Annotated in this window: 33 protein-coding genes, 1 pseudogene and 1 riboswitch; of the genes and pseudogenes, 24 read left to right on the forward strand and 10 right to left on the reverse strand. The window is 64.1% G+C overall.

All coding sequences use genetic code 11. From position 1 onward, the window contains the following. Positions 1-42: 42 nt before the first annotated feature. A complete protein-coding gene (locus LB538_RS16175) occupies positions 43-330 on the forward strand; it encodes a type II toxin-antitoxin system RelE/ParE family toxin (RefSeq protein ID WP_095767029.1) in 288 nt (95 codons plus the stop codon). A gap of 2 nt (positions 331-332) precedes the next feature. Next, positions 333-638, forward strand: a complete 306-nt coding sequence (locus LB538_RS16180) for an addiction module antidote protein (RefSeq protein ID WP_095767030.1) — start codon at positions 333-335, stop codon at positions 636-638. On the opposite strand, the gene LB538_RS16185 is transcribed toward LB538_RS16180, so the two are convergent. The 4 genes from LB538_RS16185 to LB538_RS16200 form a co-directional block, all read right to left on the reverse strand. Then, complete coding sequence (locus LB538_RS16185; RefSeq protein ID WP_224524964.1) at positions 624-1802, reverse strand: hypothetical protein; 1179 nt, start codon at positions 1800-1802, stop codon at positions 624-626. The genes LB538_RS16180 and LB538_RS16185 overlap by 15 nt on opposite strands. Positions 1803-1894: 92 nt before the next feature. Beyond that, positions 1895-2971, reverse strand: a complete 1077-nt coding sequence (locus LB538_RS16190; RefSeq protein ID WP_224524962.1) for a glycosyltransferase family 2 protein — start codon at positions 2969-2971, stop codon at positions 1895-1897. A gap of 5 nt (positions 2972-2976) precedes the next feature. Further along, on the reverse strand, positions 2977-3894 hold the full coding sequence (locus tag LB538_RS16195; RefSeq protein ID WP_224524960.1) for a lysylphosphatidylglycerol synthase domain-containing protein: 918 nt from the start codon (positions 3892-3894) through the stop codon (positions 2977-2979). Between the two features lie 339 nt (positions 3895-4233). Then, positions 4234-4707 carry a carboxymuconolactone decarboxylase family protein gene (locus LB538_RS16200; protein WP_224524957.1) on the reverse strand — a complete coding sequence of 158 codons (474 nt, stop codon included), beginning with the start codon at positions 4705-4707 and terminating at the stop codon, positions 4234-4236. 132 nt (positions 4708-4839) lie between these two features. Between LB538_RS16200 and LB538_RS16205 the strand changes: the two genes are divergently transcribed. The 3 genes from LB538_RS16205 to LB538_RS16215 are packed head-to-tail and all read left to right on the forward strand — an operon-like array spanning position 4840 to position 7024. Continuing rightward, positions 4840-5490, forward strand: coding sequence for a TetR/AcrR family transcriptional regulator (locus LB538_RS16205; protein ID WP_224524955.1), 651 nt, complete (start codon positions 4840-4842; stop codon positions 5488-5490). Further along, on the forward strand, positions 5491-6117 hold the full coding sequence (locus tag LB538_RS16210; protein WP_224524953.1) for a hypothetical protein: 627 nt from the start codon (positions 5491-5493) through the stop codon (positions 6115-6117). 58 nt (positions 6118-6175) lie between these two features. Next, on the forward strand, positions 6176-7024 hold the full coding sequence (locus LB538_RS16215; RefSeq protein ID WP_224524951.1) for a 23S rRNA (adenine(2030)-N(6))-methyltransferase RlmJ: 849 nt from the start codon (positions 6176-6178) through the stop codon (positions 7022-7024). A 14-nt stretch (positions 7025-7038) separates the two neighbouring features. Here the strand turns inward: LB538_RS16215 and LB538_RS16220 are convergent, their stop codons facing one another. Further along, complete coding sequence (locus tag LB538_RS16220) at positions 7039-7794, reverse strand: helix-turn-helix domain-containing protein (RefSeq protein WP_224524947.1); 756 nt, start codon at positions 7792-7794, stop codon at positions 7039-7041. Positions 7795-7975: 181 nt separating this feature from the next. On the opposite strand from LB538_RS16220, the gene LB538_RS16225 reads away from it, so the two are divergent. From LB538_RS16225 to LB538_RS16235, 3 genes are all read left to right on the forward strand, one after another. Further along, the gene (locus LB538_RS16225) at positions 7976-8398 is read left to right on the forward strand and encodes a VOC family protein (RefSeq protein ID WP_095767036.1); all 423 of its coding nucleotides are present in this window, start codon (positions 7976-7978) and stop codon (positions 8396-8398) included. Between the two features lie 36 nt (positions 8399-8434). Beyond that, on the forward strand, positions 8435-8788 hold the full coding sequence (locus tag LB538_RS16230; RefSeq protein WP_224524945.1) for a DoxX family protein: 354 nt from the start codon (positions 8435-8437) through the stop codon (positions 8786-8788). A gap of 164 nt (positions 8789-8952) precedes the next feature. Next, positions 8953-9405, forward strand: coding sequence for a hypothetical protein (locus LB538_RS16235; RefSeq protein WP_095767037.1), 453 nt, complete (start codon positions 8953-8955; stop codon positions 9403-9405). A gap of 282 nt (positions 9406-9687) precedes the next feature. On the opposite strand, the gene LB538_RS16240 is transcribed toward LB538_RS16235, so the two are convergent. Next, positions 9688-10278, reverse strand: a complete 591-nt coding sequence (locus LB538_RS16240) for a TetR/AcrR family transcriptional regulator (RefSeq protein ID WP_140541114.1) — start codon at positions 10276-10278, stop codon at positions 9688-9690. 104 nt (positions 10279-10382) lie between these two features. On the opposite strand from LB538_RS16240, the gene LB538_RS16245 reads away from it, so the two are divergent. The 5 genes and pseudogenes from LB538_RS16245 to LB538_RS16265 all read left to right on the forward strand — a co-directional run bounded on the left by LB538_RS16245 (position 10383) and on the right by LB538_RS16265 (position 13699). Next, complete coding sequence (locus LB538_RS16245) at positions 10383-10913, forward strand: DinB family protein (RefSeq protein ID WP_140842305.1); 531 nt, start codon at positions 10383-10385, stop codon at positions 10911-10913. A gap of 411 nt (positions 10914-11324) precedes the next feature. Next, on the forward strand, positions 11325-11702 hold the full coding sequence (locus LB538_RS16250; protein WP_181174787.1) for a hypothetical protein: 378 nt from the start codon (positions 11325-11327) through the stop codon (positions 11700-11702). 273 nt (positions 11703-11975) lie between these two features. Next, positions 11976-12571 (forward strand): annotated as a pseudogene (locus LB538_RS16255) (glutathione S-transferase). 256 nt (positions 12572-12827) lie between these two features. Then, complete coding sequence (locus LB538_RS16260) at positions 12828-13199, forward strand: TfoX/Sxy family protein (RefSeq protein ID WP_224524943.1); 372 nt, start codon at positions 12828-12830, stop codon at positions 13197-13199. An 86-nt stretch (positions 13200-13285) separates the two neighbouring features. Beyond that, complete coding sequence (locus LB538_RS16265) at positions 13286-13699, forward strand: GFA family protein (RefSeq protein WP_095767042.1); 414 nt, start codon at positions 13286-13288, stop codon at positions 13697-13699. A gap of 142 nt (positions 13700-13841) precedes the next feature. Here LB538_RS16265 and LB538_RS16270 read toward each other — a convergent pair whose 3' ends face one another. Beyond that, entirely contained in the window at positions 13842-14489 is a 648-nt protein-coding gene (locus tag LB538_RS16270) for an outer membrane protein (RefSeq protein ID WP_224524939.1), read from the reverse strand. A gap of 413 nt (positions 14490-14902) precedes the next feature. Between LB538_RS16270 and LB538_RS16275 the strand changes: the two genes are divergently transcribed. The 10 genes from LB538_RS16275 (at position 14903) to LB538_RS16320 (ending at position 22027) form a co-directional block, all read left to right on the forward strand. Further along, on the forward strand, positions 14903-15667 hold the full coding sequence (locus LB538_RS16275; RefSeq protein ID WP_224524936.1) for an SDR family oxidoreductase: 765 nt from the start codon (positions 14903-14905) through the stop codon (positions 15665-15667). Then, positions 15664-17754 carry an excinuclease ABC subunit UvrC gene (uvrC, locus tag LB538_RS16280; protein ID WP_140842299.1) on the forward strand — a complete coding sequence of 697 codons (2091 nt, stop codon included), beginning with the start codon at positions 15664-15666 and terminating at the stop codon, positions 17752-17754. Before LB538_RS16275 ends, uvrC begins: the two co-directional genes overlap by 4 nt. Positions 17755-18071: 317 nt before the next feature. Continuing rightward, entirely contained in the window at positions 18072-18668 is a 597-nt protein-coding gene (pgsA, locus tag LB538_RS16285; RefSeq protein ID WP_095767046.1) for a CDP-diacylglycerol--glycerol-3-phosphate 3-phosphatidyltransferase, read from the forward strand. A gap of 9 nt (positions 18669-18677) precedes the next feature. Then, positions 18678-18935 carry a molybdopterin converting factor subunit 1 gene (moaD, locus tag LB538_RS16290; protein WP_095767047.1) on the forward strand — a complete coding sequence of 86 codons (258 nt, stop codon included), beginning with the start codon at positions 18678-18680 and terminating at the stop codon, positions 18933-18935. A 1-nt stretch (position 18936) separates the two neighbouring features. Further along, on the forward strand, positions 18937-19416 hold the full coding sequence (locus tag LB538_RS16295; protein WP_224524933.1) for a molybdenum cofactor biosynthesis protein MoaE: 480 nt from the start codon (positions 18937-18939) through the stop codon (positions 19414-19416). Between the two features lie 134 nt (positions 19417-19550). Beyond that, entirely contained in the window at positions 19551-19964 is a 414-nt protein-coding gene (locus LB538_RS16300; RefSeq protein WP_224524932.1) for a YbaY family lipoprotein, read from the forward strand. A gap of 181 nt (positions 19965-20145) precedes the next feature. Continuing rightward, positions 20146-20415, forward strand: a complete 270-nt coding sequence (locus tag LB538_RS16305; protein WP_095767050.1) for a hypothetical protein — start codon at positions 20146-20148, stop codon at positions 20413-20415. Between the two features lie 219 nt (positions 20416-20634). Beyond that, positions 20635-20697, forward strand: a riboswitch (Fluoride riboswitch). Positions 20698-20795: 98 nt separating this feature from the next. Further along, the gene (gene crcB / locus LB538_RS16310; RefSeq protein WP_224524930.1) at positions 20796-21209 is read left to right on the forward strand and encodes a fluoride efflux transporter CrcB; all 414 of its coding nucleotides are present in this window, start codon (positions 20796-20798) and stop codon (positions 21207-21209) included. A gap of 18 nt (positions 21210-21227) precedes the next feature. Then, on the forward strand, positions 21228-21650 hold the full coding sequence (gene crcB, locus LB538_RS16315; protein WP_224524929.1) for a fluoride efflux transporter CrcB: 423 nt from the start codon (positions 21228-21230) through the stop codon (positions 21648-21650). Between the two features lie 32 nt (positions 21651-21682). Continuing rightward, the gene (locus LB538_RS16320; RefSeq protein WP_140700021.1) at positions 21683-22027 is read left to right on the forward strand and encodes a DUF190 domain-containing protein; all 345 of its coding nucleotides are present in this window, start codon (positions 21683-21685) and stop codon (positions 22025-22027) included. On the opposite strand, the gene LB538_RS16325 is transcribed toward LB538_RS16320, so the two are convergent. Continuing rightward, positions 22002-22250, reverse strand: coding sequence for a hypothetical protein (locus tag LB538_RS16325; protein WP_224524928.1), 249 nt, complete (start codon positions 22248-22250; stop codon positions 22002-22004). The genes LB538_RS16320 and LB538_RS16325 overlap by 26 nt on opposite strands. Positions 22251-22413: 163 nt before the next feature. Next, positions 22414-22836, reverse strand: coding sequence for a nucleoside-diphosphate kinase (ndk, locus tag LB538_RS16330; RefSeq protein WP_027165590.1), 423 nt, complete (start codon positions 22834-22836; stop codon positions 22414-22416). A 157-nt stretch (positions 22837-22993) separates the two neighbouring features. Between ndk and LB538_RS16335 the strand changes: the two genes are divergently transcribed. After that, the gene (locus LB538_RS16335) at positions 22994-23227 is read left to right on the forward strand and encodes a hypothetical protein (protein WP_224524927.1); all 234 of its coding nucleotides are present in this window, start codon (positions 22994-22996) and stop codon (positions 23225-23227) included. Positions 23228-23281: 54 nt separating this feature from the next. On the opposite strand, the gene LB538_RS16340 is transcribed toward LB538_RS16335, so the two are convergent. Next, positions 23282-23578, reverse strand: coding sequence for a DUF1905 domain-containing protein (locus LB538_RS16340; protein WP_224524926.1), 297 nt, complete (start codon positions 23576-23578; stop codon positions 23282-23284). Positions 23579-23591 lie beyond the last annotated feature (13 nt).

A 23591-nucleotide genomic window follows, 5' to 3' on the forward strand; every position in this document is an offset into this window, starting at 1 on the left:
ACATACCTTGATTTGAACGCTTTCGTGAATTATAGTTCACGCATGATCGAGGTCCGGCAGACCGCCGATTTCACCAACTGGCTGGACGCGCTTCGCGACACCGCGGCTCGACAGCGCGTCGTCGCCCGCATCCGTCGCGTCGAGATCGGTAACATCGGTGATGTCAAATACTTCGATGGCATCGGCGAGCTTCGGATCGACCATGGCCCAGGCTACCGGCTCTACTTTGTGAAGATTGGAAACGCCGTGATCATACTGCTCTGTGGCGGCGACAAGTCCAGCCAAAGGCGCGACATCGCCAAGGCGAAACAGATGGCAAAGGAGATATGACTATGCCTCTCGAAACCACCCGCTTCGACATTCTCGACCACCTGAAAACTCCGGAGGATCGCTTGGCCTACATCGAAGCTGCCTTCGAGGATGGTGATCCCGCGCTCATTACGCACGCGCTTGGCGACGTAGCGCGCTCCATAGGCATGACGGCCGTGGCGAGAGAGGCTGGCGTTACGCGCGAGGCGCTTTACAAAGCACTGAGCGAGAAGGGCGACCCGCGCCTCAGCACTCTGCTGGGCGTCACTAGGGCGCTGGGTTTGCAACTTGAAGTCAAGCCTGTCGGCCCGGGCTCACTCGGGGCTTGAAGCGCTTCCAGCAGGCCCATTCCATTCGATATCGCGCGTCGATGCCGCCTGCAGGCTGATGCGTTCGCGCAATGCCACCCCAGCAATCTCCGCCAGCGCCGGCCATTGCGCTCTTGTGGGCGCCGAATCGGCTGGCCAATCGAGCAATTCCTTGCCCCCGCGCATCGCCTTTCGGAATTCGCCAAGCCCGCCCGAACGCAGCGCCGCCGGCAGTCCGTAAATCCACATCGCGAGCCGCACCGTTTGCGGGGCGATGACGTCGGGCGTGACTTCCTGACCGTCGCCGAGCACGGCATCCACGAAGCGCCCCGGATCGCGGAAGAAATGCAGGCCGCTCACCGCGCGCGGATTGCATTCGAGCGGCAGCACACGGCCGCTCGGCTCGCGCATCAGGTCGAAGGAAATCTGCCCGGTCCACGTGGTGCCGGCTACGATCCGCTCAACCAGCTCGCGCGCGGCCTCGTCCTCGATCCGCTCGAAGAAGATGCCTGCTCCCTTTCCGGCACGATAGAGCGAGCGGTAGAGCGCGAGCGCCTTGAGCCTGCCCTGGCGCGCCACCGCATAGGCGCTGATCTCCTCGCCTTCGACAAAATGCTGTGCCACCCAGGGCATGGTGGCCGAGGGCGCGATCGCATCGAGTGCTTCAGGCGGCGGACGCAGCAGCACATGGCTAGCAAAGCGCGACCAGACCGGCTTCAACGCCAGCTCGCGAGAGCAGCCGCGCACAACCTCGCTATCGCTACGCGAGCTGAGCAGCGTCGTTTCCGGCACCTCCAGCCCGAGCCGTTCGGCGAGCCGGATGAAGCTGTGCTTGTTGTGGACCTCCGCCAGCAGCTCGATATCGGGTGCGAACAGAAGCGCCGGCATGCTCCTGCCGCGCCAGGCAAGCGCAAGGTGAAAGACCTCCTCGCAGGTCGGGACGACGAGGCCGATGCCCTCGGCCCGGATCAGCTCCTCAACCGCATCGGCATAGGCCCGCGGCTCGAAGCGCGGCGGCGGCAATCGATGATAACGCGCGCAGGCTTTGCTCGCCGCCGCGATCGGCCGCGCCGGCGTGTCGGCCAGGATCACCCTATGGCCCGCGCCATGGAGAAGGCGCGCGAGATGCAGCGCAACCGGCGCCCGCGCCCCGGTAATCAGGATGGATCCGTCAGCCCCCGGCATCGCTCATTCGCGTCGTTCCCATCGCGAAAAATCGTTGCGCGAAATCGGCGTGATTGGCAACGCGGGCAGCGATCGATGCCGGAGCGGCAAGATCATTTCTTACGCGGCTTCGCCTTCTCGGTCGCCGGCTTGCGCGGCCAGTGCCAGCCTTCGCCCTCGCCATGCGCGGCCTGCGGCCGCGCCACATAGGCGAGCGCGCCATTGGCCTCGAGATAGACGCGCGACAGCATCTCGGCGAGCACGCCCGACGTCACCGCCTGCAGCCCGGCGATCACCAGGAAGAAGCCGGTGATCAGCATCGGCCTTGTGCCGATATCCTGCCCCCAGAAAACCTTGATAGCGAGGAGATAGGCAAGGATCAGCGAGCCGAGCACGCCGAACACGATGCCGATGCCGCCGAAGAAATGGCCGGGCCGCGTGCGGTAGCGCAGGAAGAAGAACATGAAGACGAGGTCCAGCACCACGCGGAAGGTGCGCGAGATGCCGTATTTCGACTGGCCGTGGATGCGGGCGTGATGCGTCACCACCTCCTCGGCGATGCGGCGCGGCGTCGTCACCGTCGCGAGCCAGGCCGGGATGAAGCGATGCATCTCACCATAGAGCCGCACGCTGCGGATGACGCTGCCGCGGAACACTTTCAGGCTGCAGCCATAGTCCTTGAGCCGCACGCCGGTGACGCGGGCGATCAGCCTGTTGGCGATGCGCGAGGGCAAGCGGCGCATCCAGAAACCTTCCTTGCGGTCCTTGCGCCAGCCGGCGACGAGGTCGAGATCCTCGGTCAGCAGGCGGTAGACCATGCGTGGAATGTCGAACGGGTCGTTCTGCAGATCGCCGTCGAGCGTCGCGATGACGTCGCCGCGCGCGGCGTCGAGGCCGGCCTGCATGGCGGCGGTCTGCTTGTAGTTGCGCACCAGTTCCACGCCATGCACATGCGGCCCGTATTGGGCCGCCAGCCGGCGGATCTCGGCGGGCGTGGCGTCGGTGCTGCCATCGTCGACCAGCACCACTTCCCAGGGCTGGCTGTAATTTTCCATCGCCTGATGGATGCGGACCAGCAGCGGCTCGACATTGTCGGCTTCGTTGTACATCGGGACGACGATGGAGAGCTTGTGCTCGGGCATGACGGCGCCCTCGGGCAATCCAGAAGCCGGAATGGGAAGTACGTTCATGGCGCTCATTTCCTTGCCGGCCCCGCCGACGGGGTTTCCGGCAGCGTCGATTTCGAGGGGAACAGCCAGGCGATCGCACCGGTTGCGACCGCCGAGCACAGGATGAAGAGATGCAGCGCGAGCGCGGCCTGCAGGCCGTCCTTCATGGCAATGCCGGAATAAAGCAGTGCGGCGGCCGCGCCCGCTTCATAAGTGCCGAAGCCGGCGACACCCTGCACCGGCAGGATGGCGGCCGCCTCGGCCCCGACCGCGCCGGGAAAGGCGGTCTGGAACGAGGTATCAAGTAGCATGGCGAGCAGCCAGCCCTGCACGCCGAGCTTCAGCGCCCAATTGGCCATCGTCCACCACCAGCCGTAGCGCGAGCGTCCCGTCGCTTCGGTGAAGATGTCGCGCAATTTGCCGAGCTTCGAGACGATCCTGCCGCCCGCCGCCCAGTTGTGCGGCGCGCGCGCCCAGCGCGGCAGGTACCATGCGGCGGCGATCAGCGCCGCGATGCCGGCGGCCCGCAGCGCCGGATGCAGGCCCGGCCAGACGAGGCAAGCCAGCACGCCGACGACGAAGGCGTCCTGCAGTCTGAACCACAGTAGCGAAGCGCTGGCGCGCACGATCGGCACGCCGAACACCTGGCGCAAAAGGATCGGAAACGCCGTCTCGCCGCCGCGGAACGGCACGATGTTGATCATCGCATTGTGGATCAGGATGACGCGAAGCACGGCGCCGAAGCGGCCGTTCACGTCGCCGCGGAACTCGTCGCAGACACGCAGCGCCCTGAGCACATAGGTGACGAACAGCGCCCCCGCGACCGCTGCAAAGGCGCCCGGCGTGATGGAGGCGAAGGCATCGCCGACCATCTTCCAGCGCTGGTCGCTGGCAAGCCATGCCAGCAGCGCCAGAGTGACGATTATCGATATCGCTCGCTTCAAACAGGTCTCCAACGGGCCGCCCGGTCGGGGCGGAAGCGCCATTCGAGGGCCTGCAAAGGGGGCGCTCTCGAATGTCGGCCCGGCCGGCGCCGGTCCGATATCGGATCCGTGCCGGCTTTTTCAAGGCGCTGTTCCTATAGAGCAATTTCAGGAAAAGTGTGAGCGGTTTTCCGTCCGGAATTGCGTCAAAACAAAGAGATAGAGCGGTTCGCCGTTTCCGTGAAACGGTGAAACGCTCTGGCGCAGCGGCGGCGGCGAATCCACAAGCTTGGTTGGAGCAGCGATTGGGGCGGCGAAAAGCGGGCGGACATCGCGTCCGCCCGATATGCCGATTAAGCCTTACTCTCCGCCCATCTCTTTCTTGAACTGATCGAAATCGACCTGCATGCCATTGAAGATGGTGCTCCAATGGCGCGTCAGCGCCGCCATGGTGACGGCCTCCTGGATCTCCTCGTCGGTGGCGCCGGCGTGCTTGGCGTTCTGGGTGTCCGACCAGATGCAGTAGCTGCAGGGGATCTGCGCCGCGACCGCCAGCGAGATCAGCGACTTCTCCTTCGGCGTCAGCGCCGTCTTGTCGCTGAGCTCGATGGCCTTGACCTCGGCCCAGGCGCCGGGCAGACCGGCCTTGGGGAATTGTTTGATGAAGCTCGGCACACCGCCCATGGTCGACTGGATGTCCTTCAGCGCCGCGTCATAGTCATCGGCGCGGGCCGGCGCGGAGGCGAGCAATGCGGCAGACACGCCCGCCGCGGCGATCAGCGAGGCGAAGCGAAGGCAGGAATGCGCGGTTGAGATGATGCGAATGACTGACATGATATTCTCCTCTGGTTTTTGTTAGCCTTACGATGTAAGGTGTGTGGAAGATGAACCTTACAGTGTAAGTTGTCAAGCGCCATGGATGCACCGAGCAGAAAAAAGCGACCCCGCGGAAAACTCTCCCGCGAGATGATCGAGGACGCCGCCTTCGAGGTGATCGAGCGGGAAGGGCTTTCCGGGTTTTCGATGCGCAAGCTCGCCGCCAGGCTCGGCTGCGAAGCGATGAGCATCTATCACCACTTCCCCTCGCAGGCGCATCTCTACGAGGCGCTGGTTGACCGCCAGATGAGCGGGCTTGTAATCCCCGACGACAGCCTGCCCTGGCGCGAGCGGGCCCGCATCGGCATGCAGGAATTCCGGCGCGTCGCCACCGAGCACCCGGCCTTTGCGCCGTTCATCGTCGTCTACCGAATGAACTCGCCGCCCTGCCTCGCCAAGCTCAACGCCATCATCGGCCTGTTCGAGGATGGCGGCTTCGGCCCCGAGCTCAGCGCCCGCCTGTTCCGCGCCGCCGGCTACTATCTGATGGGCGCGATCCTCGACGAGACGGCCGGCTATGCCAAGGGGCCTTCGGCGGTCACCACCGTCAGCGATGAGGAGCTGGCGCGCGACTATCCGAGCGTCGTGAAGGCCGGCGCCTATTTCGGCGCCGCCGGCTTCGACAAGACTTTTGAGCTTGGCCTGGAAATGTTTCTGGACGAGATGGAGCGGGTCCGCGAAGCTGCGCGAAACGAACCCGCCAAAAATAGCAGCGATCTCGCTCAGAAACCAAGGCTCTGAATGCGCTTCCTGTGTGTCCTTCTCCTCATCGCCGGTGCCGCCATCGGCATCTTCTATCCCTGGGCGATGAGCAATTTTTCCGGCCACCCCATCGGCACGTATCGCGTCTATGAGGGCGGCCGCTTCCGGCCCGCCACCGTGCAACTTGCCGCAAGCGACGCTCCGGTAAGGGTGCTGGTCGACCTGACCGCGCGGGCCGAGCGCGTCGCGGGCCAGCAGCGCACGGTGCTGACGCTGACCGCAGCGCATGGCGGCCGTACGGTGCTGGCCTCGGCGCTCTCCTTCAACCACACGGACAATCCGCGCCAGGCCAGCCCGCAACTGCCCGACAAGATCTTTCGCGACGAGGCCGGCGTCATCGATAAGGTCGCGCCCGGTCCTTACCTCTTCACCGTCGGACCCGGCGATGCCGACGGCATCGCCATGCGCGCGGTCGATCTCATCCTGCGTGCGGACACCGGCTCGATCGACGAACGCGCGCGGCCGGCCGGCTATACGCTGATGGGCGTTGGTCTTGCCGGACTGGCGGTTTCGCTGGTCTTCGGGCGCCGCGGCGGCGGCCCGCAAAATCCCAATTCGCAACCGCCACCGCCGCGCTGGGGCCGCAACGGTTCGCCACGAGCATGATGCCGAAAAGTGTGAAGCGGTTCTCGCTCGACATCATGCTCTCCAAAGGTAAGCGCGCATGAACTATCGCCACGCCTACCACGCCGGCAATTTCGCCGATGTCGTCAAGCATGCCGTGCTCGCGCGCCTCGTCGAATATCTCAAGCAGAAGGACAAGGCTTTTCGCGTCATCGACACCCATGCCGGGATCGGCCGCTACAATCTTGCCTCGGTCGAGGCCGGCAAGACCGGCGAATGGCAGACCGGCATCGGCCGGCTGGTAGAGTCCGCGCTTGAGCCGCAAGCGGCGGCGCTGCTTCAGCCCTATCTGGAAGCGGTACGCGCGCGAAATCCCGACGGCGGCCTGAAACATTATCCCGGCTCGCCGCTGATCGTGCGCCATCTCCTGCGCAGCCAGGACCGGCTGACAGCGATCGAGCTGCATCCCGAGGATGCCGCGCGGCTGAAATCGGTCTTTGCCGGCGATTTCCAGACAAGGGTGATCGAGCTCGACGGCTGGCTGGCGCTCGGCGCGCAACTGCCGCCGAAGGAAAAGCGCGGCCTCGTCCTCATCGATCCGCCCTTCGAGGAGGAGGGCGAGTTCTCCAGGCTCGTCGAAGGCCTGCAGAAGGCGCATCGGCGCTGGTCGGGCGGCATCTACGCGCTCTGGTACCCGATCAAGGACCGCAAGGCGGTCACCGCTTTCCGCACGGCGTTGACGGAGACCGGCATTCCGAAGCTGCTCGACATCGCCTTCGAGATCCGGCCCGCCTCGAACGAGCCCAGCCTCGACGGCAGCGGGCTGGTGGTGGTCAATCCGCCCTACACGCTGGAGAGCGAATTGGGGCTGATGCTGCCGGTGCTGCACAAAGCGCTCGCCCTCCAGCAACCGTCGCGCTGGTCGCTCGAGTGGCTGGCGGGCGAGTAAGGCGACCGCATCGCCTAAACCAGCGCCGTGGGCGTAATACCGGTCAGCCGCCGGCTTTCGCGGATCAGATGCGCCTGGTCGGCATAGCCGGCCTCGATGGCGAGCAGCGCGGTCGAGGCGTCGCCTTGCTGTCGTTGCAAGCGCCGGTACCGATGGAAGCGCAGGATGCGGTCGAGCGTCTTGGGGCCATAACCGAAGGCGTCCTCGAAGCGGCGTCGCAGCGTCCGTTCGCTCATATGCAGCTGGCGCTGCAGGAAGGGAACCAGCGGCGTTTCCGGCGGCAAACCTTTGTGAATGACGTCGAAGGCCCGGCCCATCTGCGGGTCGAGCGTATCGCGGCCTTCGGTGCGCATACCGACCGTCTCTTCCAACTGCCGCAACATGGCCGGCAGATCGGTCGGAGCCTTGATGCGATCCGATAGTTCGCGGGCCCGCGTACCCCATAGTTCCTGGAGATCGAGCCGCCCGCCGACGATTTCGCAGGCCGGCACGCCCAGCCAGCCGGCGGCCGCGCCGGGACGGAAGCGGAAGCCGACGATCACCGCGCCGGCCGGCGGCCTCTCGATCTGCGGCTCCTTGTCCGGCCCGGCCACGCGGAAGCGGCCGTCGATCCATTGTAGGTCGATCGTCGCGTCCGGCGTGATGACGATGGGCGGAACGGCGCGGTCGTCCATGCGGTGGACCCAGACCGCGCAGAAGGCAGCGGCAAGGCCGCCAGCGACGGGCCGCTCGCGAAAGAAGCCGGTGGTCTGCGCCAGGACCGGTTCCATTCTCTCTCCGATCTGCTCCAGCAAGGTTGCCGGATCGGTGCGACGGTCATTTTGGCCGAAATATTCAAGGCCGGCCACGTCATCCATGGCAAAACGGACGCAACTTCACCGCGCTTCACGCGCTCGCATCAGACCGCATCCGTTTGCGGCTGTGTCACGGATATAGAAAGGAGTGAGAGAAATGAAAGCTCGCATCACCGTATTGACGCTCGGCGTCGACGATCTGGAAGCGTCGCTCAAATTCTATCGCGACGGCCTTGGGCTGCCGACGGAAGGCATCATCGGCCGGGAATTCGAGCATGGCGCCGTCGCTTTCTTCGAACTCGCCGGCGGCTTGAAATTCGCCATCTTCGAACGGTCCAGCATCGCCCATGACGCGACGGTGCCGCAGAGCGGCCGCAGCCCGACCGAGCTCACCATCGGCCACAATGTCGGCAGCGAGGCCGAGGTCGATGCCGTGATGGCCGAGGCCGTCAAGGCCGGCGCACGCGTGGTCAAGCCGGCGCAAAAGACTTTCTGGGGCGGCTATGCCGGCTATTTCCAGGATCCCGACGATCATCTGTGGGAGGTCGTCTACAACCCGGCCTTCATTCCGCTGGATTGAGCAAAGCGAAGCGCGTCGTCGAGAGAGGAGGCCATCATGCCCGTTCAATCCGTTCAAGCGCTTGGCGCTCTCCTCATCGGCGGCGTGTTCGTCTTCGCCGGCATCGAGCATTTCCTGAAATTCGGCGCGATGCGCGACTATCTGGCCGCGCAGAAATTTCCGGCTCCGGCCTTGATGCTGGCCGTCGGTTCGACGGTCGAGGTCGCTGCCGGTTTCCTGCTTGCCGTTGGCATAACTCGGCCCTTTGCCGCCGGTGCGCTCACGCTGGCGACGAACGTCATGCTGCTACGCTTCTGGGCCGTGGAGGAGCCCGCGAGGCAGGTCCTGCGCAACGCATTCCTGATCAACATTGCCGTCATCGGCGGGCTGCTGCTTGCCGGCACAGTTTAGGTTGGATGGGGTTTCAGGTCAGGCCGGCTGACCTGAATCTCCATGCAACCCAATTAGCCGGTGAAGTCTGGAACGAAGTTTTACGGAAACCATTGTTTTCGCAACCGCTTGACCGCCGCCAAGTGCTCCCGCACAGTGTGCGGAACCGACCTTGAGAGGCTGTCATGACTCGCTTCGCCCATTCCGCCCTTGCCGCGCTGATTTCGCTATGCACCCCGTTGGCCACATCGCTGGGCTTCAGCCAGGCAGCGCATGCCGCCGACCTATCCATCTACACCGAGGATGACGGCAGCGTCTGTGGCGAGGCCTGGGTGCTGAACAAGATCACCGACCGCTTCTCTTATCAGGTGCATCACGTGCCGCATCTGCCGGACGTCGCGATCACTGATTTCCGCAACATCCGCCAGCATCGTTATGAGCCGGCGAGCGATGAATGGCCGATCGGCCGCCACTATTGCCGCGCCACCGTCAACCTGACGGACGGCCGCGACCGTTCGATCTTCTACCTGATCGAGGAAGGCCAGGGCTTTGCCTCGATCGGCGACAATGTCGAATTCTGCGTCTCCGGCTTCGACCGGTGGCTGGTGTATAACGGCCGCTGCCGCGTGCTGCGATAATATTTTGCGGGCTGGTAGACATTGAGGTCGGCGCTCTACGGCGCCCCCCTCTGGCCTGCAGGCCTCTCCCCCACAAGAGGGGAGATTAGCGGCTTCGGCGTCCAGCTGCATTCTGCAGCCTTGGTGATTGGCGAAAGCCGGCGCGCCATCTGATTTCCCCCCTTGTGGGGAGATGGGGCGCTGTCCTGCCGACCTGTCGGAAGTTGGCTTCTGGTTTTCAGAGGTCGCCGCCGGCAGCCATGCAAGCAGCTCCCGCTCACAGCCAGCTCCGCTGCCGCTCACTCAGGCTGCCTTGCGGCCCGATACGTAAGCCTCGATCAGCTCGACCAGTTGCTTCTGCAATTCCGGCGCGTCGAGCATGTTGCGCCGTGCCGCGTTGTGGATCACGCCCTCGATCGCCGAGGAGAGCACGCGCGCCATCGTCTCGGTATCCTTGCGGCGCTTGCGATACTGCGCGACGGCAGCCGCATAATGTTCGAGATAGCGCGCCTGGAACGAGGCATGGGCGGCGCGCGAGCCGCGGTCGCCGGGCGCCTCGTCCAGCAGCACCTGGTGCAGCGTCGGATGGATCGAGTGCGCGCCGATCATGCCGCGCACCAGCTCGCGCGCGAATTGCCTGAGCGGCTTCTCGTCGGCCGCCGCTTCGCGAATCACCGACAGCACATGATCGAAGTGGCGGCGCCGGATCGCTTCGACCAGGGCGAGCTTGTCGGGGAAATATTGATAGAGCGAGCCGATGCTGACGCCCGCGGCCTCTGCCACCTTGTTGGTGGAAAAGCCTGCCCAGCCGAGCTCGCTCAAAACGTGAGCACCGGCTTCGATGATCGCCTCGACGGTGGCGATCGAACGCGCCTGGCGCGGCTGCTTGCGCATGCGTGCGGCCGGCTTTGCAACGCGAGTAGACATGCTGGCCCGTCTCCCGAGAATATAGACAGGATACTCACATTCAATTCACCAACGCAAATGGGGCGGTAAAGATGAGTGCCAAGACCTTGCTGAAGGGCATGCTCGCCTACCAGGCGCGGGCGAACGACGAGCTGGTGGAGAAGCTTGCCGGGATGGATCCGTCTCGCGACGCCGGGGAACGCCACGCCGCGATCCGCCTGATGAACCATATCCATGTCGTGGCGCGGATTTTTGCCGCGCATCTGAAGGGCGTCGCCCATGGCTATGCGAGCGACAATACGCCGGACACGCCCGAGCCGCGCGCGTTGCGCGCCGCCTTGGCCGAGATCGACGGCTGGTATCTCGACTATCTCGAAGCCGTTTCGGAGCAAAGGCTTGCCGATCCTGTCGCTTTCACCTTCACTGACGGCGACAGGGGCTGCATGACGAGGCAGGAGATGCTGATCCATATCGTATTGCACGGCAGCTACCATCGCGGCGAAATCGGCCGCATGCTGGCCGCCATCGCGCTCTCGCCGCCCTGGGACACCTACGCCGTCCATCTGCACCAGGCCGAGCCGGCGCGCCGCCTGCGGCGCGGACGCCACCCGGCGGGCGTTTGAATGCGGCGCGTGAATATGAGCTTTAAGCTCACTTTAAAGCGCTCAAGCTTTGGTCGTCGCATCTGGCCGGTTCGTCTGTAGATGTTTCTGCTGGACAAGATGAAGTCGACGCTCGACGGCCTCTTGTCTATTATGAGCACTCTGCTCACATTGTGATGCAAGGTTATGCCGCTGGTCGATGGAGGATCGGGCGATAGAAGCCGCGCGAAAATCTGTGCGCCAGGCCGTCACTTCGAAAGTGATAGATTCGCTCACAATTTTTCCATGAGATGCATCTTAAAGCGTTTCGTGTAACCAAAATTCAATAACTGAAAATCATTGTGTTGCTTCGCTGGCTAGACAGTCGCGAGTCAGATATGCATAGACACGCCGGGTCACTCACGACCATTGGCAAAACGCAAGGGGCATCGCATGGCAAAGACGACAACCAAGGCGCCGGCGGCGAAAGCGCCGGCAAAGAAGCCGGCAGCTAAGGCTGCCGCGAAACCTGCAGCAGTGAAGAAGGCAGCCGCACCGAAGGCAGCCGCCAAGGCCCCGGCCAAGGCAGCAGCGAAGCCGGCAGCGAAGGCTGCGGCTAAGCCCGCCGCCAAGAAGCCGGCAGCGAAGGCTGCGGCCAAGCCCGCCGTCAAGGCAGCGGCAAAGCCGGCGGCCAAGCCCGCCGCCAAGAAGCCGGCAGCGAAGGCCGCGGCCAAGCCCGCCGCCAAGGCTCCGATGAAGGCCGCCGCCGCCAAGGCACCGGCAGCCGTGAAGAAGGCAGCTCCGGCCAAGAAGCCGGCCGCCAAGAAGTAATCGCGTAGCTTCGCTCGCGAACCGCAACAGGTGAGGGCGGGTGCCACTCAGGCACCCCTCTCGCCAATTCGGTGTCACGGCGAGCGGAGTCGGAGCGCACGCTCCTCCTAAAGCTCTCGGTAATTTTGCTGCCAGGCAAAACTTCCGGGAGCTTTTTTTGTTGCCGCGCCCGGGCGTCAAAAATGTATTGGCCAAGCTGGATCGGCCTTGCTGGGCCGTTGCCCTGGAGACCCATTCGGTCAACAGTGCCGCAGATAAACTGGAAAGCCGATCATGCCGAAGCTGCTTTACGCGCCCACGTCTCCTTATAGTTCGAAGGTCCGCATGGCGGCCCTCCATGCCGGGATCGCCATCGATCTCGTGCCGGTCAAGACGGAGGACAGGCCGGCCGAGCTGATCTCGGCCAATCCGCTCGGCAAGATCCCGGTGCTGGTGCTGGAGGACGGCCGGTCGGTCCATGACAGCCGCGCCATCACGCAACATCTCAACCGGCTGTCGAAGAATGCGCTGTTCCCTCGCAATCCCGACAAGCGGCTCGAAGCGGAAGTTCTCGAGGCACTGGCCGACGGCATCTGCGACTGCGCGCTGTCGATGGTCTATGAACGACGCACGCGTCCGGAAGCGATGGTCCACCAGCCCTGGCTCGATCGCCAGTGGGCGAAGATCACCGCCGCGCTCGACCTCATCAACGCCAACCCGCCGAAGCTGCCGAAGAAGATCACCGCCGGCCATATGGCGCTGCGCGCCTGCCTCGCTATCTGGCGCTGCGCTTTCCCGGCCAATGGGAGAAGGGCCGCAGCCGGCTCGTGCGCTGGGCCGCGAGGTTTGATGAGAAGTTTCCGGAGCTGAAGGGCAGCGTGCCGGGGTGACGGCGGCGCCTCCTTCTCCCCTTGTGGGAGAAGGTGGATCGGCGCGCAGCGCCGAGACGGATGAGGGGTGTTGGACGGAGTGGGACTCTGGCGAACCCGGTGCCGTCCATCGCTGATGAATGCGTCAAGCTGGAGCACCCCTCATCCGTCCGAGCTTCGCTCGGCCACCTTCTCCCACAAGGGGAGAAGGGGAAGACCGCCTTGAACCCCGTCCGTTTCCATGCTTGCCTGACACCGCCCAAGTCGGAGTGGTGACATGGCAAAGCCCTCAACCAGCCTCGCGCCCGACCCTATGGTCGAGCGTCTGCGTGCGGCGCTCGACCGGCGCGCCTTCACCGAGCAGAAAATGTTCGGCGGCACCTGCTTCATGATCGACGGCAACATGCTGATTGGCACGTCGAAGCGCGGCTTGCTAGTGCGTGTCGGCAAGGCCGCGCATGCGGCCGCAGTCGCGCGGCCCCATGCAAGCCCGATGGAAATGGGCGGGCGCTCGATGGAAGGGTATGTCCATGTCGCGCCGGAAGGCACAGCCACGGAGGCGGATCTCCGTGGCTGGCTCGGCCTTGCGCTGGCATTCGTCGAAACTTTGCCGCCGAAACCCGCCAAGGTCGCAAAGAAACGCGCGTAAGCCGCTCGTCGCATCGGCCTTGCGGACCGCGATGGGTCAGTGTTGTTAAGCTGGCCTCGAGGAACGAACGGCCAGGGGAGGAAGCAATGGCACTCAATGGGCATTGCATGTGCGGTGCTGTGGCCTGGACCTATTCAGGCGAGATCACGCGCAACCTGGTCTGTCACTGTACCGATTGTCAGCGGGCGACATCCGCCCCCTTCACGGCCTTTCTGGGAATGAGGCCGGACAAGCTGAGCTGGAGTGGCGACATCAGGCACTATGAAAGCAGCCCGAATACTTTTCGCGGTTTCTGCCCGTCCTGCGGCGCGAGGCTCTACTTCCGCTCCGACCGATGGCCTGCCGAGATCCATGTCCACGCCGCCACGCTGGACGACCCGGGCGAGTACCGTGCGGATGCGCAAGTCATGATGCGCTCAAGAGCAAAATGGCTCGACCGGCTGCAGTCGATTCCAGTCCATGAGGATTTCCAGCAGGCGCCGTCGACGCCGACTCCCTGAAGTCAGGGCGATACGGCTCGCGTGCAGTTTGTTGCCTGCTCGTACAAGGTTCTCGAAACCGGCAAGGGCAGAAGGACAGGATTACAAACACAAAAAAAGCCGGGCTCAAGGCCCGGCTTTTTCGTGTCGTGGCTTCTACGACTTAGAACTTCATACCGACGCCGAAGGTGACGCGGTTGTCCTTCGACTTGACATTGCCGAAGCCGTCAAAGTCCTTGTCGCCGTAATCGGTGTAGCGGTACTCGACGCGGCCGAACACGTTGTCCGTGATCTTGATGTCGGTGCCGACGCCGGCCGTCCAGCCGAGCATGGCCTTGCTGTCGCTAACTCCGGGAGCTTCCACCTTCTGGTTCTTGGCAGCGAGACCGCCAGTGCCATAGAGCAGGATTTCCGGGGTCACTGCATAGCCGAGGCGGGCGCGCAGCGAACCGTCGACACCGCCCTTGGCGCGGATGCCGGCGCTGTCGCCCTTGACGCCGTTGTAGCCGAGATCGGCTTCAGCACCGTAGACGAAGTTATCCTGCTGCCAGTTGTAGCCGCCGAACACGCCGCCGACGAAGCCCTTGGTCTTGACATCCGGACCGCCGGAGCGGAAGTCGGCATGCCCGCCGAAGCCGTAGCCCAGGCTGATACCGGCATAGGGACCGGCCCAGGAAGCGACCGGAAGCTCCGCAACCGGGGCGGGAGCCGGCGGCTCTTCGGAAACGACGTCAGCCGCAAAGGCGGTGCCAGCAAAGGCGAACAGCCCGAGCGCAGCGGCAAGCGGCGCGAATTTGAGATTGGTCTTCATTGTTATACTCTCCTTAAGCCACAAGACACTTAGGCTTTTTTGTTCATGAAACGCCCCGGCCCGTCCGGGGGGATAAACGGGCTTGGCGCTCAACGGTTCCGAATGTCGTGCTGAAATGCGGCTGAAGCGAACCTGAACTTGGGTCATTCCCCGGCGCGAATAAGGCCGAAAGTTGACGTTGCATCTTCGCAACAGCGAATGTCAGCAGGCTAATCATGTTGCGCTGCACACCGCTTGGTTCAAGGGGTCCGGCGACATATATTGCCGTGAACGGCGCCCCGAATCCGATGGGGCGGAGGCGCGTCCGGGCCGCTTCGCCACATTCCTGCCCCAGGTGGAAATGGCATTTAACGCTTGGCCCGTCACATTGTGCCGGCTTCCCGGAATCGTGAAGCCGATTGAGGATTGACACCATGAGACAAGCCACGACCGTCGCGCTGGTGACGGGTGGAGCAAGGCGGATCGGCAAGGCGATCGTCGAGGATCTGGCCGCCAATGGCTTTGCGGTCGCCATCCACGCCAATCGCTCCGGCGACGAGGCCGAGGCGCTGGCGAAGACGATCGTGGCCGGTGGCGGCCGCGCCGCCGTTGTCGCCGCCGATCTCACCGACATGGATGCCGTGGGTGATCTTGTCGGTCGCGCGCAGGCGGCGCTCGGACCCGTCACGCTGCTGGTCAACAACGCTTCCTTGTTCGTCGACGATCGCGTCGAGGATTTCGACTGGCAAGCCTGGGACCGCCACTTCGCCATCCATGTGAAGGCGCCGGCGCTTTTGGCGCAGAACCTTGCTCGCGCGCTGCCGCAAGACGGGGAGGGGCTGATCGTCAACATCATCGACCAGCGCGTCTGGCGGCCGACGCCGCGCTATTTCTCCTATGCGCTGTCGAAATCAGCGCTGTGGACGCAAACCCAAATGCTTGCACAGGCGCTCGCACCGCGCATCCGCGTCAACGCCATAGGCCCCGGCCCGACACTGAAGAACAAGCGCCAGGACGACGACGATTTCGAAAGCCAGGTCGAGGGCCTGATCCTGAAGCGCGGCCCGCAATTGCCCGAATTCGGCGCCACGATCCGCTATCTGTGGCAGGCACGCTCGATGACCGGCCAGATGATCGCGCTCGATGGCGGCCAGCATCTTGCGTGGCAGACGCCCGATGTGACAGGCATGGTGGAATGAGTCCCGTAGCCCAAAGAGACAAACGAAACGGCGCCGCCGACGATCTGCCGCCCGATATCGACCCCGAGATGGACGTTGAGGACGAGGCGACGGAGGAGATCGTCGAGGCCGAGCCTTTGCCGTCCGGCCCCGAGGTCGCCTTCACGGCCATCGACTGGACGCCGCATGCCGGCGACGCCGACGGCATGGTCGGCGCAGAGGTGATCCAGACCCTGGTCAAGCGGCTGCCCAACCAGCCCGGCGTCTATCGCATGATGAACGCCGCCGGCGACGTTCTCTATGTCGGCAAGGCGCGCAGCCTGAAGAAGCGCGTCACCAATTACGCGCAGGGGCGCTTCCACACCGCCCGCATCGGCCGCATGGTGCGCGAGACGGCGACAATGGAATTCGTCGTCACCCGCACCGAGATCGAGGCCCTGCTGCTCGAGGCCAACCTCATCAAGCGGCTGCGGCCCCGTTTCAACGTGCTGATGCGGGACGACAAGTCCTTCCCCTATATCCTCTTGACCGGCGACCATGTCTCGCCCGGCATCTACAAGCATCGCGGCGCACGCTCGCGAAAAGGCGACTATTTCGGCCCCTTCGCTTCCGCCGGCGCCGTCGGGCGCACCATCAATTCGCTGCAGCGCGCCTTCCTGCTTCGAAGCTGCACCAACTCTTTCTACGAGAACCGCACAAGGCCGTGCCTGCTCTATCAGATCAAGCGCTGCGCCGGGCCTTGCACCGGCGAGATCTCGCATCAGGGCTATGCCGAGCTGGTCGCCGAGGCCAAGGACTTCCTCTCCGGCCGCAGCCAGAAGGTAAAGACCGAAATCTCGGCCGCCATGCAGCAGGCCTCCGAAGAGCTCGATTTCGAGCGCGCCGCCATCTACCGCGACCGTCTTGCGGCGCTCTCGCATGTCCAGGCACATCAGGGCATCAACCCGCAGACGGTCGAGGAGGCCGACGTCTTCGCCATCCACCAGGAGGGCGGCCAGACCTGTATCCAGGTATTCTTCTTCCGCACCGGTCAGAACTGGGGCAACCGCGCCTATTTCCCCAAGGCCGATCCGGCGCTGGAGCCGGCGGAGGTGCTGGGCTCGTTCCTGGCGCAATTCTATGACGACAAGCTGCCGGCGCGCACGCTGCTGCTTTCCCAGGCCGCGCAGGAACAGGAACTGCTCGCCGAGGCGCTCTCCACACATGCCGGCCGCAAGATTACGATTTCGGTGCCGCAGCGCGGCGAGAAGAAGGAACTGACAGACCACGCGTTGCAGAACGCGCGCGAGGCGCTTGGTCGCAGGTTGGCCGAGACCTCGACGCAGGCGCGGCTGCTCGCCGGCTTCGCCGAGACCTTCGGCCTGGCAAAGCCGCCGGTGCGCATCGAGGTCTACGACAACTCGCACATCATGGGTACCAACGCGGTCGGCGCCATGGTCGTCGCCGGACCGGAAGGTTTCGTCAAGAACCAGTACCGGAAATTCAACATCCGCTCCACCGAGATCACGCCGGGCGACGATTTCGGCATGATGCGCGAAGTGATGCAGCGGCGCTTTTCGCGGCTGCTCAAGGAGCATGGCGACGTCCAGCCCGGCTCGGCCGTCGAGGACGAAGCCGGCGAGGAGGATCTGGTCGCCGGCAATGGCGGCTTCCCGGCCTGGCCGGATGTCATCCTGATCGACGGCGGCCAGGGCCAGATGACGGCCGTGCGCCAGATTCTTGCCGATCTCGGCGTCGAGGACAGGGTGGTGGCAATCGGTATCGCCAAGGGCCCGGACCGCGACGCCGGCCGCGAGCGCTTCTTCGTCAAGGGCAGGGACTCTTTCATGCTGCCGGTGCGCGATCCGGTGCTCTATTTCGTCCAACGCCTGCGCGACGAGGTGCACCGTTTCGCCATCGGCTCCCACCGCGCCCGCCGCAAGAAGGAGATGGTCAAAAGCCCGCTCGACGAGATCGCCGGCATCGGCCCCGGCCGCAAGCGTGCGCTGCTCCACGCCTTCGGCACCGCCAAGGCAGTCAGCCGCGCCGCGGTCGAGGACCTTGTCAAGGTCGACGGCATTTCGGAGCACGTGGCGAAGCTGGTCTACAATCACTTCCACGAGAGCTGAGGGCTGGTCGCGAGCATGGAAGGTTGACCAAGGCGTCGGTGTGGTGAGGGGTGCCATACCATGGAGCGTCCGCTTCGCTCCCGCTCCGCCCGTGGTGACGAAGTGCCTGGGCTTCGCCCAATCCTCGACGTTTCAAGTAAAGGCCGACTTCGAAGCCGCAATCCTCCGCCTCCGAAACAGAAATACCGCAAGTCGAGAGAGGTGCTTCACGCCGACCTTCGCGCCATTTTTCCCTGGTCAATCGAATCTCGGCTGTTGACCCCCTACATTGGCTTCTGATTTGAGTACGTCTGGCGGTGGAGATTTCCCGAGACGACATGGCACAGCGCGCGTTCAACCTGCCGAACATCCTTACCTATGCCCGCATCATCGCGGTGCCGCTGGTCGTGCTGTGCTTTTTTCTTGAAGGCCACCTGAAGTCGTCCGACTTCGCCCGCTGGTCGGCGCTGGTCATTTTCCTGCTTGCCTCGATCACCGATTACTTTGACGGCTATTTCGCGCGCGCCTGGCAGCAGACTTCCAACATCGGCAAGATGCTCGACCCGATCGCCGACAAATTGCTGGTCGCCACCTGCCTGCTCCTGCTTGCCGCCGACACCGACCGCCATGGCGGCATCGCCGGCTGGTCGCTATGGGCGGCAATCATCATCCTGTGCCGCGAGATCCTGGTTTCGGGCCTGCGCGAATATCTGGCCGCCTTGAAGGTGTCGGTGCCGGTGACCCAGCTCGCCAAATGGAAGACCACCATACAGATGGTCGCCATCGCCTTCCTGCTGGTCGGCCCGGCCGGCGACAAGATCTTTCCGCTGACCACGCAGATCGGCCTCGTGCTGCTGTGGGTCGCGGCACTTGTCACGCTCTACACCGGCTACGACTATTTCCGCGCCGGCCTCAAGCACATCATGGACGAGTAGGAAGCGCGGATGTCGACGAAACTCATCTATTTCGCCTGGGTGCGCGAGCGGATCGGCAAGCCGGAAGAGGACGTCGACTTGCCTGCCGGCATCGAGACGGTCGCCGATCTGCTGCGCTGGCTGAAGTCGCGCGGCGAGGAGTATGAGAACGCGCTGCAATACCCTGACGTCATCCGCGTCGCCATCAACCAGGAGCATGTCGGCCATCGCGAGAAGATCGAAGGCGCGCGCGAGATCGCCCTGTTTCCGCCAATGACCGGGGGCTGACATGGCCGGCGCGGTCGTGCCCGCCATCCGCATCCAGCGCGAGGACTTCGACGTCGCCGCCGAGATCGCCGGCCTGACCAAAGGCCGGACCGATATCGGCGCCGTGGTCACTTTTTCCGGCCTTTGCCGTGACGAGCAGGGCGCGCTCTCGGCGCTCGAGCTTGAGCACTATCCCGGCATGGCGGAGGCCGAGATCGGCCGCATCGCCGCCGAGGCCGCCGGGCGCTGGCCGCTGCAGGGGCTCACCGTCATCCACCGCCACGGCAAGATAGCGCCGGGCGAGAATATCGTGCTGGTGGTCGCGGCCTCACCGCACCGGCAGGCGGCCTTCGAGGCGGCGAATTTCCTGATGGACTACCTGAAGTCGCGTGCGCCCTTCTGGAAGAAGGAACACCGCGCCGACGGCTCCGAGGGCAGCTGGGTCGAGGCCAAGGAAGCCGACGATCAAGCTGCGGAGCGCTGGAAGAAACAGGGCGAATAATGCATGTCGCCCAGAACTGTGCAGCGGTTCTGGGGCAACGACATGCATCAGAAAAACTCCCGTTCGGCCATTGAACGACCGCAATCCCTCCCCAGCCTGCCGGGTGGTTTGATTTGCTTGGCGGGAGCAATCTCATGCTGGACCGGATCGCGGAATTCTTCATTTTCGGGCTGGTGCCATTGGTCGTCGGTGCGCTCGCCGTGCCGGAAGCGACCAACGCCGGCGAAATGACGATCGCGGGCGAGGTGACCTACCGCGAGCGCATCGCGCTGCCGCCCGACGCCGTGCTCGTGGTGGAGCTCGCCGATGTTTCGCTGGCCGACGCGCCGGCAACCGTGGTCGCTAGGCGCAGGATAGCGCCCACCGGCCAGGTGCCGATCAGGTTCGACATCGGTTTCGATCGCAAGGCGATCCAGAACGGCCGGACCTATGCGCTGCAGGCGCGTATTACCGTTGGCGAACGGCTGATGTTCGTTACCGCTACAAGTCATCAGGTCGATCCGCTGACGGGCAAGCCTCAGACGGTTCTGCTGAAAATGGCGCGCTGACGTCGCGCGCCGAGCCCGACCGCGCAACTTTTGTGCCTGGACACCGTTTTCTCCGGAATAAACCGGCAACGCCGGGCGTTCACCTATGCAGATGGCGGGCAGGCAAAGGGACAATGTCCCTTCACTTAAGCCGCCAGACCGAATGCGCGGGCTCGATCTGGCCACTCAAAGGAGACCAGACATGAAAAAGCGCACGCTCATCCTCGCAGCCGCGGGTGTATCGTTGATTGCCTTTGCCGGCGTTGCCCGGGCGGACGACCATCTGTTCAATGCCGAGCAGCATGGCCTCAGCCCTGACAGCCAGCCGTTCCAGACCAACAAGGCCGGCCACAGCGGCGACCTTGCGCCTGGACAGGGCAGTCCGTTCACCGGTGAGGAGACGAAGACGCCGTCTACCGATACCGAGGCAGCGAACGCCCATGCGAATGTGAAAGACCGTCAGGCCAAATGACGTCCGCCCGCCGGGGGCCGGCGGGTTTTATGAGCAATTCCGGGAAAAACGGGGCGCGTTTTCCGTCCGGAATTGCATCGAAAACAACAGAGCATGATGTCGTCCGAAAACCGCTCCGCTTTTCGGCATCATGCTCCGGCGGGCCTGACCGTCTCAACGGCTCTGTCCGTCATTTAAGCACGCCGCAATTGACCACGCTGTTGCAACCGCCTAGCTTCCCTCGAAAATGGGGATGGGGTTCCCCCGAAACCGCCCTTATGGGCTGATGACTCCTGCCAGGCGTGCTCTCGCGCGGCAGGATTTGTTTTTCCGCTCCGCTTCGTGCCTGTTCTTGTGAGGTGATTCCGGTTTGGGATCGCGTTTGGAAAGGCATTGAAGCGATGACCCTTGCGGCTTGCGCCCTGGTCCTGATCGGCGGTTTCTTCGGCGGCATTTCCCGCTTTTTCCTCTCCGGCGTGGTCGGCCGTTCCATCGGCGAGACCTTTCCCTGGGGCACGTTGTTGGTCAATGTTTCCGGCGCCCTGGCCATCGGCGCCTTCGCCGGCGCGGCACGCTCGGTCGGCGGCGTCTTCGCCAGCGATCTCGTGCGCGACCTGATCGTCGTCGGCCTGTTCGGCGGCTACACCACGGTGTCGTCCTTCTGCCTGCAGACGCTCAACCTGGCGCTCGAAGGCGAGGGGCGGCTGGCCGCCTTCAATGTCGTCGCGTCGTCGGCTCTGTGCGTGCTGTTCGTCGCCCTTGGCTTCTGGGCGGTGGTGTGGGTGTTTGGTTCATCCATCGGGGCTGCGGGCTGAGCGATGGTGGACAGGCAGATGGCAATGCGGCTTTATCTGGCGGTCGGCTGCGGCGCGGCGATCGGCTCGCTGGCCCGCTTCCTGTCGGGCTATGTCATCGTCTCCCTGCTCGGCCTGAATGCGCTTTGGTCGACCGCTTTCGTCAATGTCGTCGGCTCCTGGATCATCATGGCTTTCGCCACGCTCACCGGGCCGGACGGCCGCCTGATGGTCGGGCAGGCCGGGCGCAACTTCGTCATAGCCGGCTTCTGCGGCGGCCTCACCACGTTCTCAGCGATGAGCCTCGACACCTTCACTCTGCTGTTCGAGGGCGACTTGCCGCTGGCCGCGACCTATCTCATCAGTGTGGTCGGCCTGTCGCTCGCCGCCGCGTGGCTGGGCTATCTCACGGCGTCCAGGCTCAACCGCCTGCCGGTCGACAGGCAGTCGGCCAATAGGTGATGGGCCACACAGGTGATCAGGGAGAAGAGAACATGGAACTTCCCGCGCAATGCGCGCTGCTCAGGATATTCTTCGGCGAGGACGACAGGGCGGCCGACGGCAAGCCGCTGCATGAAGCGATCGTGATCAAGGCGCGCGAGACCGGCATGGCCGGCGCCACGGTGCTGAGGGGCCCACTCGGCTTCGGCCGCTCCAGCGTGCTCCACACCGCCAAGATCCTGCGCCTGTCGCAGGATTTGCCCATCGTCGTCGAGATTGTCGACGCGCCGGAGAAGATCGATGCGCTGATCCCAGAGATCAAGGCACTGACCAGGACGAAGAGCTGCCTGATCACCCGGGAGAAGGTGGAAGTCATCCGCTACGGTGACGGGGATTGAACTCCCCGGTCTCCCCGTCACCGCCTCGGAGACGGCGGCCGATGGCTACTTCATCGAAGACACCGGCGGAAAACAGTCTCATCGCCTCTATCGCCAGGTCCGACGCCTCGGGACTGCCTAAGACGATGCCGCGCTCCTCGCAGACCTCGTCATAGATACGCTTCAACAGGACAAGATCGTCCGGATAGGCAAGGCCACTTTCAGAAACATGAGGCTTGATCATGCCTCCCTCCTCGGTTCGGCGGAAGCGCGGCTCACAGCCGCCGACGCCCAGCGCTACTTTTGCCAATTTCGCTGAACCTAGGGCAGGCGGCGGATGTGACCACCCGCTTCAAACAAAAACGGCCCGCTGGAGCGGGCCGTTCCGTGAAACTCGAGCTTGCGCCTCAGCCGACGATCTCAGTGTCCGAAAACCAGTACTTGATCTCCTGCGCGGCGGTTTCGGGCGCGTCCGAGCCATGCACCGAATTCTCGCCGATCGACAGTGCATGTACCTTGCGGATGGTGCCCTCGGCGGCGTTCGCCGGATTGGTGGCGCCCATCACTTCGCGGTTCTTGGCGATGGCGTTCTCGCCCTCCAGCACCTGCACGATGGTCGGCGCCGACGACATGAATTCCACCAGTTCGCCGAAGAACGGGCGATCCTTGTGGACGGCGTAGAACCCTTCCGCCTCGCGGCGGCTCATCCACACGCGGCGCGATGCGATGACGCGCAGGCCGGCGTCTTCCAGCATTTTGGTGATGGCGCCCGTCAGGTTGCGCCTGGTCGCGTCCGGCTTGATCATGGAGAAGGTGCGTTCGATCGCCATAGGGTCGTCCTTGTTGTGGGAATGCAAATTGGAGTGGCGGGCTCTATACAAGCCGCCCGGCGGCTTGCCAAGGGGAGGCGGCTTCTGGTCAAGGCGAGCGCTTTGCGGGATAATTGGACGGCTGCGAACGCGCTGGACGCAGCTTGGAGCCGAGGCGATGAACTGGCCCTATCTCAGTCGCGGCGACATGGCGGGCATTGTCTTAGTGGCCGTGGTTCTTGCCTTGGCTGTCTTCGCCCTGCTGTTCTTCCCGCAGCGCGCGGAGCAGAATTTCGGCTTCGGCCCGGAATGGCAGTGCGTGCGCATGGAACAGGGCGATCCGATCTGCGTGAGGCTGGCCGACGGCAATGCGCCGAACGGGGACGCGCGCGACAAGGACGCGTCAAAATAGACGCGAATGGCACTGCACAGGGATTTTGACCGGTCGGCTTCAGTCGGCTCTGATCTAAAGCTCGACCTCAATGGTCAGCTTCGGCGAATCCCCTGCCTTGAGACCTTCGCGCTGGCGCACCGAGGCCTTGACGGGCAACAGAAGGCTGCCGGACGCCTTGTCGGGAAAGAGCGATGTTTGCCACCTGGTCTTGCCGATCGCCGCCGTGATGCCGAGCGAGCCCCAAGGGCGCGCCAGCCCCGCCATCGCCGCCTTGATCCGTGCCGCGAACTCCACCGGTAGTGTCACGAAATGCCAGCCGCCCTTGCCCGGGTAGACCCAAATCTCGGCTCGCATCTCATAGCGCAACATGCCAGCCCCCAAC

It is taken from the genome of Mesorhizobium sp. Ca11, assembly GCF_020165275.1.
Classification (GTDB): Bacteria; Pseudomonadota; Alphaproteobacteria; order Rhizobiales; family Rhizobiaceae; genus Mesorhizobium.

Excerpts from the sequence above, each read along its gene's own strand:
- LB538_RS16175 (WP_095767029.1), top strand. The coding sequence starts at position 43 with ATGATCGAGGTCCGGCAGACCGCCGATTTCACCAACTGGCTGGACGCG.
- LB538_RS16180 (WP_095767030.1), top strand. The coding sequence starts at position 333 with ATGCCTCTCGAAACCACCCGCTTCGACATTCTCGACCACCTGAAAACT.
- LB538_RS16185 (WP_224524964.1), bottom strand. The coding sequence starts at position 1,802 with ATGCCGGGGGCTGACGGATCCATCCTGATTACCGGGGCGCGGGCGCCG.
- LB538_RS16190 (WP_224524962.1), bottom strand. The coding sequence starts at position 2,971 with ATGAACGTACTTCCCATTCCGGCTTCTGGATTGCCCGAGGGCGCCGTC.
- LB538_RS16200 (WP_224524957.1), bottom strand. The coding sequence starts at position 4,707 with ATGTCAGTCATTCGCATCATCTCAACCGCGCATTCCTGCCTTCGCTTC.
- LB538_RS16205 (WP_224524955.1), top strand. The coding sequence starts at position 4,840 with ATGATCGAGGACGCCGCCTTCGAGGTGATCGAGCGGGAAGGGCTTTCC.
- LB538_RS16210 (WP_224524953.1), top strand. The coding sequence starts at position 5,491 with ATGCGCTTCCTGTGTGTCCTTCTCCTCATCGCCGGTGCCGCCATCGGC.
- LB538_RS16215 (WP_224524951.1), top strand. The coding sequence starts at position 6,176 with ATGAACTATCGCCACGCCTACCACGCCGGCAATTTCGCCGATGTCGTC.
- LB538_RS16220 (WP_224524947.1), bottom strand. The coding sequence starts at position 7,794 with ATGGAACCGGTCCTGGCGCAGACCACCGGCTTCTTTCGCGAGCGGCCC.
- LB538_RS16225 (WP_095767036.1), top strand. The coding sequence starts at position 7,976 with ATGAAAGCTCGCATCACCGTATTGACGCTCGGCGTCGACGATCTGGAA.
- LB538_RS16230 (WP_224524945.1), top strand. The coding sequence starts at position 8,435 with ATGCCCGTTCAATCCGTTCAAGCGCTTGGCGCTCTCCTCATCGGCGGC.
- LB538_RS16235 (WP_095767037.1), top strand. The coding sequence starts at position 8,953 with ATGACTCGCTTCGCCCATTCCGCCCTTGCCGCGCTGATTTCGCTATGC.
- LB538_RS16240 (WP_140541114.1), bottom strand. The coding sequence starts at position 10,278 with ATGCGCAAGCAGCCGCGCCAGGCGCGTTCGATCGCCACCGTCGAGGCG.
- LB538_RS16245 (WP_140842305.1), top strand. The coding sequence starts at position 10,383 with ATGAGTGCCAAGACCTTGCTGAAGGGCATGCTCGCCTACCAGGCGCGG.
- LB538_RS16250 (WP_181174787.1), top strand. The coding sequence starts at position 11,325 with ATGGCAAAGACGACAACCAAGGCGCCGGCGGCGAAAGCGCCGGCAAAG.
- LB538_RS16260 (WP_224524943.1), top strand. The coding sequence starts at position 12,828 with ATGGCAAAGCCCTCAACCAGCCTCGCGCCCGACCCTATGGTCGAGCGT.
- LB538_RS16265 (WP_095767042.1), top strand. The coding sequence starts at position 13,286 with ATGGCACTCAATGGGCATTGCATGTGCGGTGCTGTGGCCTGGACCTAT.
- LB538_RS16270 (WP_224524939.1), bottom strand. The coding sequence starts at position 14,489 with ATGAAGACCAATCTCAAATTCGCGCCGCTTGCCGCTGCGCTCGGGCTG.
- LB538_RS16275 (WP_224524936.1), top strand. The coding sequence starts at position 14,903 with ATGAGACAAGCCACGACCGTCGCGCTGGTGACGGGTGGAGCAAGGCGG.
- uvrC (WP_140842299.1), top strand. The coding sequence starts at position 15,664 with ATGAGTCCCGTAGCCCAAAGAGACAAACGAAACGGCGCCGCCGACGAT.
- pgsA (WP_095767046.1), top strand. The coding sequence starts at position 18,072 with ATGGCACAGCGCGCGTTCAACCTGCCGAACATCCTTACCTATGCCCGC.
- moaD (WP_095767047.1), top strand. The coding sequence starts at position 18,678 with ATGTCGACGAAACTCATCTATTTCGCCTGGGTGCGCGAGCGGATCGGC.
- LB538_RS16295 (WP_224524933.1), top strand. The coding sequence starts at position 18,937 with ATGGCCGGCGCGGTCGTGCCCGCCATCCGCATCCAGCGCGAGGACTTC.
- LB538_RS16300 (WP_224524932.1), top strand. The coding sequence starts at position 19,551 with ATGCTGGACCGGATCGCGGAATTCTTCATTTTCGGGCTGGTGCCATTG.
- LB538_RS16305 (WP_095767050.1), top strand. The coding sequence starts at position 20,146 with ATGAAAAAGCGCACGCTCATCCTCGCAGCCGCGGGTGTATCGTTGATT.
- crcB (WP_224524930.1), top strand. The coding sequence starts at position 20,796 with ATGACCCTTGCGGCTTGCGCCCTGGTCCTGATCGGCGGTTTCTTCGGC.
- crcB (WP_224524929.1), top strand. The coding sequence starts at position 21,228 with ATGGCAATGCGGCTTTATCTGGCGGTCGGCTGCGGCGCGGCGATCGGC.
- LB538_RS16320 (WP_140700021.1), top strand. The coding sequence starts at position 21,683 with ATGGAACTTCCCGCGCAATGCGCGCTGCTCAGGATATTCTTCGGCGAG.
- LB538_RS16325 (WP_224524928.1), bottom strand. The coding sequence starts at position 22,250 with ATGATCAAGCCTCATGTTTCTGAAAGTGGCCTTGCCTATCCGGACGAT.
- ndk (WP_027165590.1), bottom strand. The coding sequence starts at position 22,836 with ATGGCGATCGAACGCACCTTCTCCATGATCAAGCCGGACGCGACCAGG.
- LB538_RS16335 (WP_224524927.1), top strand. The coding sequence starts at position 22,994 with ATGAACTGGCCCTATCTCAGTCGCGGCGACATGGCGGGCATTGTCTTA.
- LB538_RS16340 (WP_224524926.1), bottom strand. The coding sequence starts at position 23,578 with ATGTTGCGCTATGAGATGCGAGCCGAGATTTGGGTCTACCCGGGCAAG.